The organism is Priestia sp. Y58 (assembly GCF_029522095.1).
GTDB classification, from domain to species: domain Bacteria; phylum Bacillota; class Bacilli; order Bacillales; family Bacillaceae_H; genus Priestia; species Priestia megaterium_E.
Map to the genome: position 1 here is coordinate 15,308 of NZ_JAKWFL010000015.1, position 14,628 is coordinate 29,935.

Annotated in this window: 15 protein-coding genes and 1 other annotated feature; all 15 genes read left to right on the plus strand. The window is 39.5% G+C overall.

Annotated features, from left to right (window positions below):
* The first annotated feature begins 2 nt into the window (after positions 1-2).
* The 15 genes from MMB68_RS25995 to rpsG all read left to right on the plus strand — a co-directional run bounded on the left by MMB68_RS25995 (position 3) and on the right by rpsG (position 14,581).
* A complete protein-coding gene (locus MMB68_RS25995) occupies positions 3-512 on the plus strand; it encodes an NYN domain-containing protein (protein WP_014462033.1) in 510 nt (169 codons plus the stop codon).
* Positions 513-580: 68 nt separating this feature from the next.
* A complete protein-coding gene (gene sigH / locus MMB68_RS26000) occupies positions 581-1,231 on the plus strand; it encodes an RNA polymerase sporulation sigma factor SigH (RefSeq protein ID WP_013054910.1) in 651 nt (216 codons plus the stop codon).
* Positions 1,232-1,312: 81 nt separating this feature from the next.
* Positions 1,313-1,462, plus strand: coding sequence for a 50S ribosomal protein L33 (gene rpmG, locus MMB68_RS26005; protein WP_013081365.1), 150 nt, complete (start codon positions 1,313-1,315; stop codon positions 1,460-1,462).
* Between the two features lie 53 nt (positions 1,463-1,515).
* The gene (secE, locus tag MMB68_RS26010) at positions 1,516-1,695 is read left to right on the plus strand and encodes a preprotein translocase subunit SecE (RefSeq protein ID WP_013054912.1); all 180 of its coding nucleotides are present in this window, start codon (positions 1,516-1,518) and stop codon (positions 1,693-1,695) included.
* 195 nt (positions 1,696-1,890) lie between these two features.
* Complete coding sequence (gene nusG / locus MMB68_RS26015; RefSeq protein WP_013054913.1) at positions 1,891-2,424, plus strand: transcription termination/antitermination protein NusG; 534 nt, start codon at positions 1,891-1,893, stop codon at positions 2,422-2,424.
* 165 nt (positions 2,425-2,589) lie between these two features.
* Complete coding sequence (gene rplK / locus MMB68_RS26020) at positions 2,590-3,015, plus strand: 50S ribosomal protein L11 (RefSeq protein WP_013054914.1); 426 nt, start codon at positions 2,590-2,592, stop codon at positions 3,013-3,015.
* A 110-nt stretch (positions 3,016-3,125) separates the two neighbouring features.
* Complete coding sequence (rplA, locus tag MMB68_RS26025; RefSeq protein ID WP_013054915.1) at positions 3,126-3,821, plus strand: 50S ribosomal protein L1; 696 nt, start codon at positions 3,126-3,128, stop codon at positions 3,819-3,821.
* A gap of 65 nt (positions 3,822-3,886) precedes the next feature.
* Positions 3,887-4,030 (plus strand) — a sequence feature (ribosomal protein L10 leader region).
* Between the two features lie 40 nt (positions 4,031-4,070).
* Positions 4,071-4,571, plus strand: coding sequence for a 50S ribosomal protein L10 (rplJ, locus tag MMB68_RS26030; RefSeq protein ID WP_013054916.1), 501 nt, complete (start codon positions 4,071-4,073; stop codon positions 4,569-4,571).
* 44 nt (positions 4,572-4,615) lie between these two features.
* On the plus strand, positions 4,616-4,978 hold the full coding sequence (gene rplL, locus MMB68_RS26035; RefSeq protein ID WP_013054917.1) for a 50S ribosomal protein L7/L12: 363 nt from the start codon (positions 4,616-4,618) through the stop codon (positions 4,976-4,978).
* Between the two features lie 112 nt (positions 4,979-5,090).
* A complete protein-coding gene (locus tag MMB68_RS26040) occupies positions 5,091-5,693 on the plus strand; it encodes a class I SAM-dependent methyltransferase (protein ID WP_221785576.1) in 603 nt (200 codons plus the stop codon).
* Between the two features lie 245 nt (positions 5,694-5,938).
* Positions 5,939-9,502 (plus strand): DNA-directed RNA polymerase subunit beta, encoded by a 3,564-nt coding sequence (gene rpoB, locus MMB68_RS26045; protein WP_028412662.1) that lies wholly within the window; start codon positions 5,939-5,941, stop codon positions 9,500-9,502.
* 62 nt (positions 9,503-9,564) lie between these two features.
* The gene (gene rpoC, locus MMB68_RS26050; protein WP_013081369.1) at positions 9,565-13,158 is read left to right on the plus strand and encodes a DNA-directed RNA polymerase subunit beta'; all 3,594 of its coding nucleotides are present in this window, start codon (positions 9,565-9,567) and stop codon (positions 13,156-13,158) included.
* A 131-nt stretch (positions 13,159-13,289) separates the two neighbouring features.
* Positions 13,290-13,538, plus strand: coding sequence for a 50S ribosomal protein L7ae-like protein (locus tag MMB68_RS26055; protein ID WP_013054921.1), 249 nt, complete (start codon positions 13,290-13,292; stop codon positions 13,536-13,538).
* 99 nt (positions 13,539-13,637) lie between these two features.
* Positions 13,638-14,060, plus strand: coding sequence for a 30S ribosomal protein S12 (rpsL, locus tag MMB68_RS26060; protein ID WP_013054922.1), 423 nt, complete (start codon positions 13,638-13,640; stop codon positions 14,058-14,060).
* A 50-nt stretch (positions 14,061-14,110) separates the two neighbouring features.
* Positions 14,111-14,581 carry a 30S ribosomal protein S7 gene (gene rpsG, locus MMB68_RS26065; protein WP_013054923.1) on the plus strand — a complete coding sequence of 157 codons (471 nt, stop codon included), beginning with the start codon at positions 14,111-14,113 and terminating at the stop codon, positions 14,579-14,581.
* Positions 14,582-14,628 lie beyond the last annotated feature (47 nt).

The following is a 14,628-nucleotide window of genomic DNA, read 5'->3' on the forward strand; positions in this document are numbered from 1 at the left end:
GAATGGATATTCTACTGGTGGATGGTTATAACATGATAGGTGCGTGGCCCGACCTAAGAAAGCTTAGAGATAATGATTTAGCCAGTGCTCGAGACCTGTTAATCGAAAAGATGGCAGAGTATCAAGCATATATGGGCTATCGTGTCATTATTGTCTTCGATGCTCATATGGTCGAAGGAATTGAAAAGAAGGCAAAAAATCATAAGGTTGACGTTGTATTTACAAGAGAAAATGAAACAGCGGATGAGTACATTGAAAAGCTGGCTCAAGAGCTAAACAATGTAAAGACACAGATCCATGTTGCTACATCTGATTTTACGGAGCAGTGGGCAATCTTTGGACAAGGTGCGCTTAGAATTTCTGCTCGAGAATTGTACAACGAAATTGAGCAAATTGAGAAACATATTAATCTTGATGTGAAGTCTATTCAAAATCAAAAGCCAGCGGCACGCATTCAACTTTCCAATCAAGTAGCCGAAATTTTCGAAAAATGGCGTCGGGGACAGCGGTGAGGTTATTGACGGTACGGAATTAGCTACTGTATAATATTTCTATCTACTGTGCGGTCGGGGGGATCGATATGGGCGATAATTATGGGAGAAAACTGCATGCTCATTTCGAACAACAAGAGGATGAAACAGTTGTCGATCTTGTGCATAAAGGCGATATTGACGCATTAGAGTATTTGATTCATAAATACAAAAACTTTGTGCGAGCAAAGGCGCGGTCATATTTTTTAATTGGGGCAGACCGTGAAGATATTGTACAAGAAGGTATGATAGGGTTATATAAGGCAATTAGAGATTTTAGAGAAGATAAGCTAACTTCGTTTAAAGCTTTTGCTGAACTTTGCATTACCAGGCAAATTATCACCGCTATTAAAACCGCAACAAGGCAAAAACATATTCCATTAAACTCTTATGTATCATTGGACAAGCCAATATATGATGAAGAGTCCGACCGAACCTTAATGGATGTTATTTCGGGGACAAAAGTAGCAAATCCAGAAGAGTTGCTCATTAATCGAGAGAAGTTTGATGATATTGAATTAAAGATGGCTGAACTGTTAAGTGATCTTGAGCGAAAAGTTCTCGTTCTTTATTTAGATGGTCAATCTTATCAAGAGATTTCAGAAGAGTTAAACCGCCACGTCAAATCCATCGATAATGCACTTCAGCGTGTGAAGAGGAAATTAGAGCGCTACCTCGAGATTCGTGAAATCACAATGTAGCCTTCTATCCTCATATTGACATGCTAAGAAAGTCTGTGATACTTTTTTATAGACATTATCACTCTATAGGTGGTTGACATTATGCGTAAAAAAGTTGTACTTGCGTGTGTGCAATGCGCTAGTCGTAACTATACGACTATGAAAAACACACAGCAAAACGAAGAGCGTTTAGAAATGAAGAAGTTTTGCAAAACGTGTAACGCACATACGATTCATCGTGAAACAAAGTAGATCAATAATCTGCACAGACTAATACCCCTTTTAATTTATTGGAGGTTACAAACATGAACCGTGTAGGAAATTTCTTGCGTGATGTTGGGCGTGAGATGAAGAAGGTAAGTTGGCCTAAAAAAAATGAGCTAACTCGTTATACAATTACTGTTATTTCTACAGTTGTATTTATGACACTCTTTTTTGTAGTAGTTGATTACGGAATTTCGTCACTTATTCGTTTAATCCCTTGAATAAATTGACTTAAATCATGGTATAATAAAGCTAAATTATGTTTTTTTTAGAAAAGCCCGGAGACGGGTTTTTTAATTTGCTTTAAGAATGATTGTGCTAGGAGTCAACTATTTTCCTAGTGCGTTGTCTGTGCAATAGATTAGGACATCTTATTTTATAGTGAGCTGGGAGGGAAGGACGTATAGTCCTCAGAAATGGAGAAAAATTGGTATGTAGTCCATACTTATTCTGGATATGAAAATAAAGTAAAAACAAATTTAGAAAAGCGCGTAGAAACAATGGGTATGCAAGATAAAATTTTCCGCGTTGTTGTTCCTGAAGAAGAAGAAAGAGAAATTAAGAACAACAAAGAAAAGATTACAAAGAAAAAAGTATTTCCAGGGTACGTGTTAGTTGAAATCATCATGACGGATGATTCATGGTATGTAGTTCGTAATACACCTGGCGTTACGGGCTTTGTAGGTTCAGCAGGTTCTGGATCAAAGCCAACTGCTCTTCTACCAGAAGAAGTAGAAATGATCTTAAAACAAATGGGCATGGACGAGAAGCATGCTGACTTTGACTTTGAACTAAAAGAAACAGTATTGGTTCAAGAAGGTCCGTTTGCAAACTTCGAAGGTACCATTGAAGAAATCGATACAGATAAACGCAAAGTTAAGGTTCATGTGGATATGTTCGGAAGACAAACGCCAGTAGAGCTAGACTTTACACAAATTGAAAAAATATAATCTGTAAGACCTTGCAATTCATGAAGTTTAATGTTAATATTTCATAAGTCAGTATGTCTCAAAACTAGAGACTAAAACAACTATTTCTTTATTTTATATATAAAGAACATTGAGTGGGAGGGCATCGCCCTATTACCACATCACGGACTTAAGGAGGTGTGTCTCGTGGCTAAAAAAGTAATTAAACTTGTTAAGTTACAAATTCCTGCAGGTAAAGCAAATCCAGCGCCACCAGTTGGTCCTGCATTAGGTCAAGCCGGTGTTAACATCATGGGTTTCTGTAAGGAGTTTAACGCTCGCACAGCTGATCAAGCTGGTCTTATCATTCCTGTTGAAATCACGGTATTTGAAGACCGTTCATTTACATTTATTACGAAAACTCCACCTGCTGCTGTACTACTTAAGAAAGCGGCTGGTATTGAGTCTGGTTCTGGTGAACCAAACCGTAATAAAGTTGCAACAGTCAAGCGTGACAAAGTGCGTGAGATTGCTGAAACTAAAATGCCTGACTTAAACGCTGCTAGCGTTGAATCTGCAATGCGCATGGTAGAAGGTACAGCGCGCAGTATGGGAATCGTAGTTGAAGACTAATTCCATTTGATTGGGTGTTAGAAGGTTGCGAGAAATGGAAGTTTTCCTATGCTCGCAACCTTTATTAGTGGGAGGTTATTCCGTTAAAACCACATAAGGAGGAAACAAAAATGGCTAAAAAAGGTAAAAAGTACGTTGAAGCTGCTAAGCTTGTAGATCGTACACAAACTTATTCAGTACAAGAAGCGATTGAATTAGTAAAGAAAACAAACACAACTAAATTTGATGCAACTGTAGAAGTAGCATTCCGTTTAGGAGTTGACCCTAAGAAAGCTGACCAACAAATTCGTGGTGCAGTAGTACTACCAAACGGTACAGGTAAAACTCAACGTGTATTAGTATTCGCTAAAGGCGAAAAAGCTAAAGAAGCTGAAGCTGCAGGCGCTGACTACGTTGGCGATGCTGACTACATCAACAAAATCCAACAAGGTTGGTTCGAGTTCGATGTAATCGTAGCTACTCCAGACATGATGGGTGAAGTTGGTAAACTTGGTCGTGTATTAGGACCTAAAGGTTTAATGCCAAACCCTAAAACTGGTACAGTAACATTTGATGTTCAAAAAGCAGTTAACGAAATCAAAGCTGGTAAAGTAGAATACCGCGTTGATAAAGCTGGTAACATCCACGTACCAATCGGTAAAGTATCTTTCGAAGAGAGCAAGTTAGTTGAAAACTTCACTACAATCTTCGAAACTATGGTAAAAGCTAAGCCGGCAGCAGCAAAAGGCACATACATGAAGAACGTAGCTGTTACTTCAACAATGGGCCCTGGTATCAAAGTTGATACTGCTTCATTCTCTGCTTAATAAATTTGGAAATAAATCGGTGTTGACTTTTTGAAAGTCCCTGATTATAATAGATAATGTTGTTAAAAAGAATAACATTTGTACCGTAGACAGTAGGTGCTGCAAAGCTTAATTTCCTACCGAGGTGTGTGAGATAAATTAGTGAAACGTTATGGTTCGCTTACTACACCTCCATGTCTTTATTGTCATGGAGGTTTTTTATTGCACCTTGTCTGAGTGTACGGAAGGAAATCTACAGGAGGTGTAAAGATGAGCAACGTAATTGAACAAAAGAAACAAGTCGTAGACGAAATTGCTGAAAAACTTCAAGCGAGTAACTCAATAGTTGTCGTTGACTACCGTGGTTTGAATGTTGCTGAAGTTACTGAACTTCGTAAGCAATTACGTGAAGCAGGCATTGAGTTCAAAGTTTACAAAAACACTTTAACTCGCCGTGCTGTAGAAAAACTTGAACTAACAGATCTTAATGATGCGTTAGTAGGTCCAAATGCAATCGCATTTGGTGGAGAAGATGTTGTTGCTCCAGCTAAAATTCTAAACAACTTCGCTAAAGAACACGAAGCGTTAGAAATCAAAGCTGGTGTAATTGAAGGTAATGTTGCATCTGTTGAAGAAATTAAAGCACTTGCAGAACTACCATCTCGCGAAGGCTTACTTTCTATGTTGCTTAGCGTGCTTCAAGCTCCAATTCGCAACCTTGCTCTTGCTACAAAAGCTGTGGCAGATCAAAAAGAAGAACAAGGTGCATAATCTAGTCTGTTATATATAACACAATCACAAGGAGGAAATTAACAATGACTCAAGAACAAATCATTGAAGCAGTTAAAAATATGACTGTTTTAGAACTTAACGATTTAGTAAAAGCAATCGAAGAAGAATTTGGCGTAACTGCTGCTGCTCCTGTAGCTGTAGCTGGCGGTGCTGCTGGTGAAGCTGCTGCTGAGAAAACTGAATTTGACCTAGTACTTGAAAGTGCTGGCGGACAAAAAATCAAAGTTATCAAAGTAGTACGTGAAATCACTGGTCTTGGCTTAAAAGAAGCTAAAGAAATCGTTGATAACGCTCCAAAAGCTCTTAAAGAAGGTATTTCTAAAGAAGAAGCTGAAGAAGCAAAAGCTAAACTTGAAGAAGTTGGCGCTTCTGTAGAAGTTAAGTAATTATTGCTTAACAACTGATATAAAAAAGCTCGCTTGTACAAGCGAGCTTTTTTGCTTCTGTCATCCTTTTCATTTATAGTAAAGAAGAACATATTGATTAGGAGGTTCTATTTTGACAGAACATTATTTTTCTAATACACCATCGTCTGCAAGTAATGAAGAGCGCTTTTCATTTGAATTGAGAGGAACCTCTTTTTCATTTACGAGTGACCACGGTGTTTTTTCAAAAAAAGAGATCGATTTTGGATCGCGCCTGTTAATTGAAACGTTTCAAATGCCCGAGAGTCCCGGCCCGCTTCTGGATGTTGGATGCGGATATGGCCCAATTGGGTTGGCGCTTGCAAAAGAGGACAGCCAAAGAAACGTTCATATGGTCGATGTTAATGAACGTGCATTAGCACTAGCTCAAAAAAATGCTGAAGTTAATTCAGTATCAAATGTTTCGATCTATCAAAGCTCTTGCTATGAAAATGTGAAGGAAACGAATTTTGCAGCTATTCTTAGTAATCCGCCGATCCGTGCGGGTAAAAAAGTTGTTCATGAAATTCTAGAAAAATCATTAGATCACCTTGCTGACCAAGGAGAACTTTGGATTGTGATTCAGAAAAAGCAAGGAGCGCCATCTGCTCTTGCGAAATTAGAATCTCTATTTAATGAAGTAGAAGTAGTAGACAAGAAAAAAGGGTATTATATCATATGTGCTAAAAAATGTTGACTAATATTTTTTAGTATGTTAGCATTATAAAATGCCAATATATAAATATTCCATATAAGCTCGGGTTATACATAAAATAAAAGGTATAATTTTGAATTATATGGGAAAAACTAATAAAATCAATAGTACGTTTTTATGAAATTGTGGTTTTCTATTTAAAGAGACCATTTTTCTTTTGTTCAATAATAAACATATGGTTTATTATATATTTTGAATAATAACGCTTGATTTGAGGGGTGAATCAGTTGACAGGTCAACTAGTTCAGTATGGACGCCACCGCCAACGCAGAAGTTATGCTCGTATTAGTGAAGTTTTAGAGTTACCGAACTTAATCGAGATTCAAACGGCTTCATACCAATGGTTTTTAGATGAAGGTTTACGAGAAATGTTCCAAGATATTTCTCCAATTGATGATTTTACAGGTAACTTATCACTAGAATTTATTGATTACAGCTTAGGTGAGCCAAAGTATTCAGTAGGAGAGTCTAAAGAACGTGATGTAACTTATGCAGCACCTCTTCGTGTTAAGGTGCGGTTAATTAATAAAGAAACAGGTGAAGTAAAAGACCAAGATGTGTTCATGGGAGATTTCCCATTGATGACCGAAACAGGTACCTTTGTAATTAATGGTGCTGAGCGTGTTATCGTATCACAGTTGGTTCGTTCACCAAGTGTTTACTATAGTGGAAAGCTTGATAAAAACGGTAAAAAAGGATATACAGCAACTGTTATCCCTAACCGTGGTGCATGGCTAGAATATGAAACTGATGCAAAAGATGTAGTATACGTGCGTATTGATCGTACTCGTAAACTGCCAGTAACAGTGCTGTTACGCGCGCTAGGTTTCGGTTCTGACCAAGAGATTATCGATTTAATCGGTGATAATGAATACATCCGTAATACGCTTGAAAAAGATAATACGGAAACAACGGAAAAAGCGCTATTAGAAATCTATGAGCGTTTACGTCCGGGTGAACCACCGACAGTTGAGAATGCGAAGTCTCTATTAGTATCTCGCTTCTTTGATCCAAAACGATATGACTTAGCGAACGTAGGTCGCTATAAAATTAATAAAAAGCTTCATATCAAACATCGCTTATTTAATCAAAAGCTAGCTGAAACATTAGTTGATCCTGAAACAGGTGAAATTATTGCAGAAAAAGGCGCAATGATTGACCGTCGTCTGCTAGATCGCTTGATTCCGATGCTTGAAGGTGGAGTAAACTTCAAAACTTACAGCCCGGTTGGTGGAGTAGTAGAAGACGATGTTACATTACAATCTATTAAGATTTATGCGCCAAATGATCCAGAAGGTGAAAAAGTCATCACTGTATCAGGTAACGCGTATGTAACAGAAGAAGTTAAAAATATCACACCTGCTGATATTTTAGCATCAATCAGTTATTTCTTTAACTTGCTTCATCAAGTAGGAGACACAGATGATATCGACCACTTGGGTAACCGTCGTCTGCGTTCTGTAGGTGAATTGTTACAAAACCAATTCCGTATCGGTTTATCTCGTATGGAACGTGTTGTTCGTGAAAGAATGTCAATTCAAGACACGAATACAATCACACCTCAACAATTAATTAATATTCGCCCAGTTATTGCGGCGATTAAAGAGTTCTTTGGAAGTTCTCAGTTATCACAGTTCATGGATCAAACGAATCCATTAGGCGAATTGACGCACAAACGTCGTCTTTCAGCTCTAGGACCTGGTGGTTTAACGCGTGAGCGCGCTGGTTTCGAAGTGCGTGACGTTCACTATTCTCACTATGGCCGTATGTGTCCGATTGAAACGCCAGAGGGTCCGAATATCGGGTTAATCAACTCACTATCTTCTTATGCAAAAGTAAACAAATTCGGTTTCATCGAAACACCTTACCGTCGTATCGATCCTGAAACAGGTAAAGTGACAGAGCGAATTGACTACTTAACAGCTGATGAAGAAGATAACTATGTTGTAGCCCAAGCGAACGCTCGTCTAGGCGATGATGGTTCATTCTTAGATGAAAATGTCGTCGCACGTTTCCGTGGAGAAAACACGGTTATCCGTCGCGATCGTTTAGACTATATGGATGTATCACCAAAACAAGTTGTATCTGCCGCTACAGCATGTATCCCATTCTTAGAGAACGATGACTCTAACCGTGCATTAATGGGTGCGAACATGCAACGTCAAGCAGTACCTTTATTAAATCCTGAAGCACCAATCGTAGGTACAGGTATGGAGTACGTATCTGGTAAAGACTCTGGTGCAGCCGTGATTTGTAAATATCCTGGCGTTGTAGAGCGCGTAGAAGCAAAACAAATTTTTGTTCGCCGCTATGAAGAAGTAGACGGACAAAAAGTTAAAGGTAACTTAGATCAATACAAACTATTAAAATTTGTTCGTTCTAACCAAGGTACTTGTTACAACCAGCGTCCAATTGTTTCAGTTGGCGACGAAGTAGTAAAAGGCGAGATCTTAGCCGACGGTCCTTCAATGGAAAAAGGTGAGCTTGCTTTAGGACGAAACGTAATGGTTGGTTTCATGACATGGGATGGTTACAACTATGAGGATGCCATCATCATGAGTGAACGCCTTGTGAAAGACGATGTATATACGTCTGTTCATATTGAAGAATATGAATCTGAATCTCGTGATACGAAACTTGGACCTGAAGAAATTACGCGTGACATTCCAAACGTAGGTGAAGATGCGCTTCGCAACTTAGATGAGCGTGGAATCATCCGCATTGGTGCAGAAGTAAAAGACGGAGATCTTTTAGTTGGTAAAGTAACGCCAAAAGGTGTAACAGAACTAACAGCTGAAGAACGTCTTCTACACGCTATTTTCGGTGAAAAAGCGCGTGAAGTTCGTGATACTTCTCTTCGTGTACCACACGGCGGCGGTGGAATCATTCTTGATGTTAAAGTCTTCAACCGTGAAGATGGCGACGAATTACCACCAGGTGTAAACCAATTAGTCCGTGTATACATTGTTCAGAAGCGTAAAATTTCTGAAGGTGACAAAATGGCCGGTCGTCACGGTAACAAAGGTGTAATTTCACGTATTTTACCTGAAGAAGATATGCCTTATCTACCAGACGGTACGCCAATTGACATCATGTTAAACCCATTAGGGGTACCATCTCGTATGAACATCGGTCAGGTGCTAGAGCTTCATTTAGGTATGGCTGCTCGTAAGCTTGGCATTCACGTTGCGTCTCCAGTATTTGATGGTGCGCGTGAGGAAGATGTTTGGGCAACAATCGAAGAAGCTGGCATGTCTCGCGATGCTAAAACAGTTCTATATGATGGTCGAACAGGTGAACCATTCGATAACCGTGTATCAGTAGGAATCATGTACATGATCAAACTTGCTCACATGGTAGACGATAAACTTCACGCTCGTTCTACTGGACCATACTCACTTGTTACACAACAACCACTTGGTGGTAAAGCGCAGTTCGGTGGACAGCGTTTTGGTGAGATGGAGGTATGGGCACTTGAAGCATACGGTGCTGCTTACACATTACAAGAGATCTTAACAGTGAAATCAGATGATGTAGTAGGTCGTGTGAAAACATACGAAGCAATTGTTAAAGGTGAAAACATTCCAGAACCTGGCATACCTGAATCGTTCAAAGTATTAATTAAAGAACTACAAAGTTTAGGTATGGATGTGAAGATGCTTTCTGCTGACGAGCAAGAAATTGATATCATGGACTCAGAAGAGGACCATGAGCAACCAACAGAATCAATTATTGCAGATAACGAAGAAAGCCTTTCTGAAGGACAAAAAGATCCTGTCACAAAAGAGTAAGGAATTACTTTCATATAAACGTTAAGGGAAAAAACCTGTAGATTAAAAGGGAGGTAGGCTCCTTGCTAGATGTAAATAACTTTGAGTATATGAAAATCGGTCTAGCTTCGCCAGATAAAATTCGTTCTTGGTCGTACGGTGAGGTAAAAAAACCTGAAACGATCAACTATCGTACGTTAAAACCTGAAAAAGACGGCTTATTCTGTGAGCGTATTTTTGGTCCACAAAAGGACTGGGAATGTCACTGCGGAAAATATAAGCGCGTTCGTTATAAAGGTGTTGTATGTGATCGTTGTGGCGTAGAAGTTACGCGCGCAAAAGTTCGTCGTGAACGCATGGGTCACATCGAACTAGCTGCACCTGTTTCTCATATTTGGTACTTTAAAGGTATTCCTAGCCGCATGGGACTTGTCTTAGACATGTCCCCTCGTGCGCTAGAGGAAATCATTTATTTTGCTTCTTATGTAGTAACAGATGCTGGTGATACACCACTTGAAAAGAAACAGCTTTTATCAGAGAAAGAATACCGTGCGTATCGTGAGAAGTACGGACAAACTTTCCATGCAGCAATGGGTGCTGAAGCTGTTAAAAAATTATTGCATGACATCGATCTTGATAAAGAAGTAGATGCTTTGAAAGAAGAATTGAAAACTGCTCAAGGTCAACGTCGTACACGTGCTATTAAACGTTTAGAAGTACTAGAGGCTTTCCGTCATTCTGGTAACGAACCTTCTTGGATGATTTTAGACGTTCTACCGGTTATTCCGCCAGAACTTCGTCCAATGGTTCAATTAGATGGTGGACGCTTTGCTACGTCTGATCTAAATGATTTATATCGCCGTGTAATTAACCGTAACAACCGCTTAAAGCGTCTATTAGACCTTGGAGCTCCTAGCATTATCGTTCAAAACGAAAAGCGTATGCTTCAAGAAGCTGTAGATGCATTAATCGATAATGGTCGTCGCGGACGTCCGGTAACAGGACCAGGTAACCGTCCATTAAAATCTCTTTCTCACATGTTAAAAGGTAAGCAAGGTCGCTTCCGTCAAAACTTATTAGGTAAACGTGTTGACTACTCTGGCCGTTCGGTAATCGTTGTAGGTCCGAACTTAAAGATGTATCAATGTGGTCTTCCAAAAGAAATGGCGTTAGAGCTTTTCAAACCTTTTGTAATGAAAGAGCTTGTTGAACGCGGTTTAGCTCATAACATCAAGAGTGCAAAACGTAAAATTGAACGTGTGCAACCTGAAGTATGGGACGTATTAGAATCGGTTATTAAAGAGCATCCAGTTCTTTTAAACCGTGCACCAACGCTACACAGACTAGGTATTCAAGCATTTGAACCTACGCTTGTAGAAGGTCGCGCTATCCGTCTTCACCCGCTTGTATGTACAGCATATAACGCTGACTTTGACGGTGACCAAATGGCGGTTCACGTTCCATTATCTGCAGAAGCACAAGCAGAAGCACGTATCTTAATGCTTGCTGCTCAAAATATCTTGAACCCTAAAGATGGTAAACCAGTTGTTACACCTTCACAGGATATGGTATTAGGTAACTACTACTTAACGCTTGAGCGTGAAGAGGCAGTTGGAGAAGGTATGGTGTTCAAGGATACGAACGAAGCACTATTAGCGTACCAAAACGGTTATGTGCATCTTCATACACGTGTAGGTGTGTATGCAGGTTCTTTAAACAACGAAACGTTTACAGAAGCACAAAATCAACAGTTGCTTGTTACAACGGTTGGTAAATTAGTTTTCAACGAAATTTTACCAAAATCGTTCCCATACATTAACGAACCAACAAGAGAAAACTTAGAAGTGAAAACTCCTGAGAAGTACTTTGTTGAAAAAGGTGCAGATGTGAAGGAATTCATCAAGAATCAACCGGCTATCGCACCGTTTAAGAAAAAAATCTTAGGTAATATTATCGCTGAAGTATTTAAACGTTTCAAAATTACTGAGACTTCTAAAATGCTTGACCGTATGAAAGACCTAGGTTTCAAATATTCTACTAAAGCTGGTATTACAGTTGGTGTAGCTGATATCGTGGTTTTAGGAGAAAAAGAAGTTATCTTAACAGAAGCGCAAGCTAAAGTAGATAACGTACTAAAACAATTCCGTCGTGGTTTAATTACTGAAGATGAGCGTTATGAGCGTGTTATCTCTGTATGGAGTAGCGCGAAAGACGTTATCCAAGGTAAATTAATGGCGTCATTAGACAAACGCAACCCAATCTTCATGATGAGTGACTCTGGTGCCCGTGGTAACGCATCTAACTTCACTCAGCTTGCAGGTATGCGTGGACTAATGGCCAACCCGTCTGGTCGTATCATTGAGTTACCAATCAAATCTAGTTTCCGTGAAGGTTTAACAGTATTAGAGTACTTTATCTCTACCCATGGTGCACGTAAAGGTCTTGCCGATACGGCTCTTAAAACAGCTGACTCAGGTTACCTTACTCGTCGTCTGGTTGACGTGGCACAAGACGTTATCGTACGTGATGACGACTGTGGTACAGACCGCGGTATTCTGGCTGTTGCAATCAAAGAAGGAACAGAAGAAATTGAGAAACTTGATGAGCGTCTAATTGGACGTTATGCAAGAAAAACACTACTTCACCCAGGAACAAACGAAGTGTTAGTGAAAGAAAACGAACTAATTACAGAAGACCTAGCTGAAACAATTGTGGATGCTGGTGTTGAAGAAGTATGGATTCGTTCTGCATTCACTTGTAACACTCGCCACGGTGTATGTAAAAAATGTTACGGTCGTAACCTTGCAACTGGTTCAGAAGTTGAAGTGGGTGAAGCAGTTGGTATCATCGCTGCTCAATCTATCGGTGAGCCAGGTACACAGTTAACGATGCGTACATTCCATACAGGTGGGGTTGCTGGAGACGATATCACTCAAGGTTTACCGCGTATCCAAGAGATCTTCGAAGCGCGTAACCCTAAAGGTCAAGCCGTTATTTCTGAAATTGAAGGTACAATTGCCGGCATTTCTGAAGGACGCGATCGTCAACATGAAATTACTGTTCAAGGAGAGATTGAAACTCGTTCTTACACAGCTCCGTACAGTGCACGTCTGAAAGTTATTGAAGGACAGCGCATTGCACGTGGTCAAGAATTAACAGAAGGTTCAATTGATCCTAAAGAATTACTAAAAGTAAAAGACATCACGGCGGTACAAGAGTACTTGCTTCGTGAGGTGCAAAAAGTATACCGTATGCAAGGGGTAGAAATTGGAGATAAACACGTAGAGGTAATGGTTCGCCAAATGCTTCGTAAAGTGCGCGTAATGGATTCAGGAGATACAGATGTATTACCAGGTTCATTACTTGATATTCACCAATTCACTGATGCAAATGAAAAAGTATTACTTGAAGGCAATCGTCCAGCGACAGGCCGTCCTGTATTACTTGGTATTACAAAAGCATCTCTTGAAACTGATTCCTTCTTATCTGCTGCATCATTCCAAGAAACAACGCGTGTTCTTACGGATGCTGCAATCAAAGGAAAACGTGATGAGTTGCTTGGACTTAAAGAGAATGTTATCATTGGTAAGCTAGTTCCGGCTGGTACAGGTATGACGAGATATCGTAATGCTGAACCGATCAAAAACCAAGCTGAAGAAACGGTAACAATCGACTAATTATAAAATCATTACTCTAGAATGGATGTTTTTTTAAAAAACTACAAAACGTTAGTTGACATCCATTCTAGGGAATGATACTATATCAAAGGTGCTCCTATAAACTACCTGTTACTTTGGAGGATATGATAATGTCTTATGAAAAAGTATTACAGGCTGATCATATTATTGTAGGAACAAAGCAGACGGTGAAAGCATTAAAAAAAGGTACAGTAAAGGAAGTCATCATTGCTGAAGACGCTGATTTTTATGTCACATCCATTGTGGCAAAAACAGCACAGCAAGAAAACGTTCCGTATACGTATGTCCCTTCTATGCGAAAGCTTGGTCAAGCTTGTAGGATAGAAGTTAACGCTGCAACTGTTGCAATTATTAGTTAACACGTTTTTGAACTTTTAGTTTCAAAGACTTTGTTTTTTGCTAAAAAATGAACCACCTGGATGTGTGGTCTTACAAAAGGCGAAAGGAGGAAAATTTAAATGCCTACTATTAACCAATTAATCCGTAATGGTCGTGTGAGTAAAGGTAAAAAATCTGACTCACCTGCTTTAAACAGAGGTTACAACAGCTTCAAAAAAGCTCAAACTAACCAATCTTCTCCACAAAAACGTGGTGTATGTACACGTGTGGGTACTATGACACCGAAGAAACCGAACTCGGCTCTTCGTAAATATGCTCGTGTACGTTTAACAAACGGTATCGAGGTAACAGCTTATATCCCAGGTATTGGTCACAACTTACAAGAACACAGCGTGGTACTTATCCGCGGTGGACGTGTAAAAGATTTACCAGGGGTACGTTACCATATCGTACGTGGTGCACTTGATACTGCTGGTGTGGATGGCCGTATGCAAGGTCGTTCTAAATATGGTACTAAGCGACCAAAAGCAGCTAAAAAATAATAGCTTAACAATTAATAGATAAACTTTTAAAAGTGAAAGGAGGAAGTAGAATGCCACGTAAGGGACCTGTTGCAAAAAGAGACGTATTACCAGATCCGATTTACAATTCTAAGCTTGTATCTCGCTTAATCAACAAAATGATGCTTGATGGAAAGCGCGGTAAGTCACAAGCTATTCTTTATAGAGCATTCGATTTAGTACAAGAGCGCAGTGGTAAAGAAGCTATGGAAGTATTCGACCAAGCTCTTAAAAACATCATGCCTGTACTAGAAGTTAGAGCACGCCGTGTAGGGGGTTCTAACTACCAAGTTCCTGTAGAAGTACGTCCAGAGCGTCGTACTACTTTAGGTCTTCGTTGGTTAGTAAACTATGCTCGTCTTCGTGGAGAAAAAACGATGGAAGAGCGTTTAGCTAACGAAATCCTTGATGCAGCTAACAACACTGGTGCTGCAGTTAAGAAACGTGAAGATACTCACAAAATGGCAGAAGCTAATAAAGCATTTGCTCATTACCGTTGGTAATCTTTTAACGAAACTTTTTAAAAAACAAATTATAATATGGAAGGAGA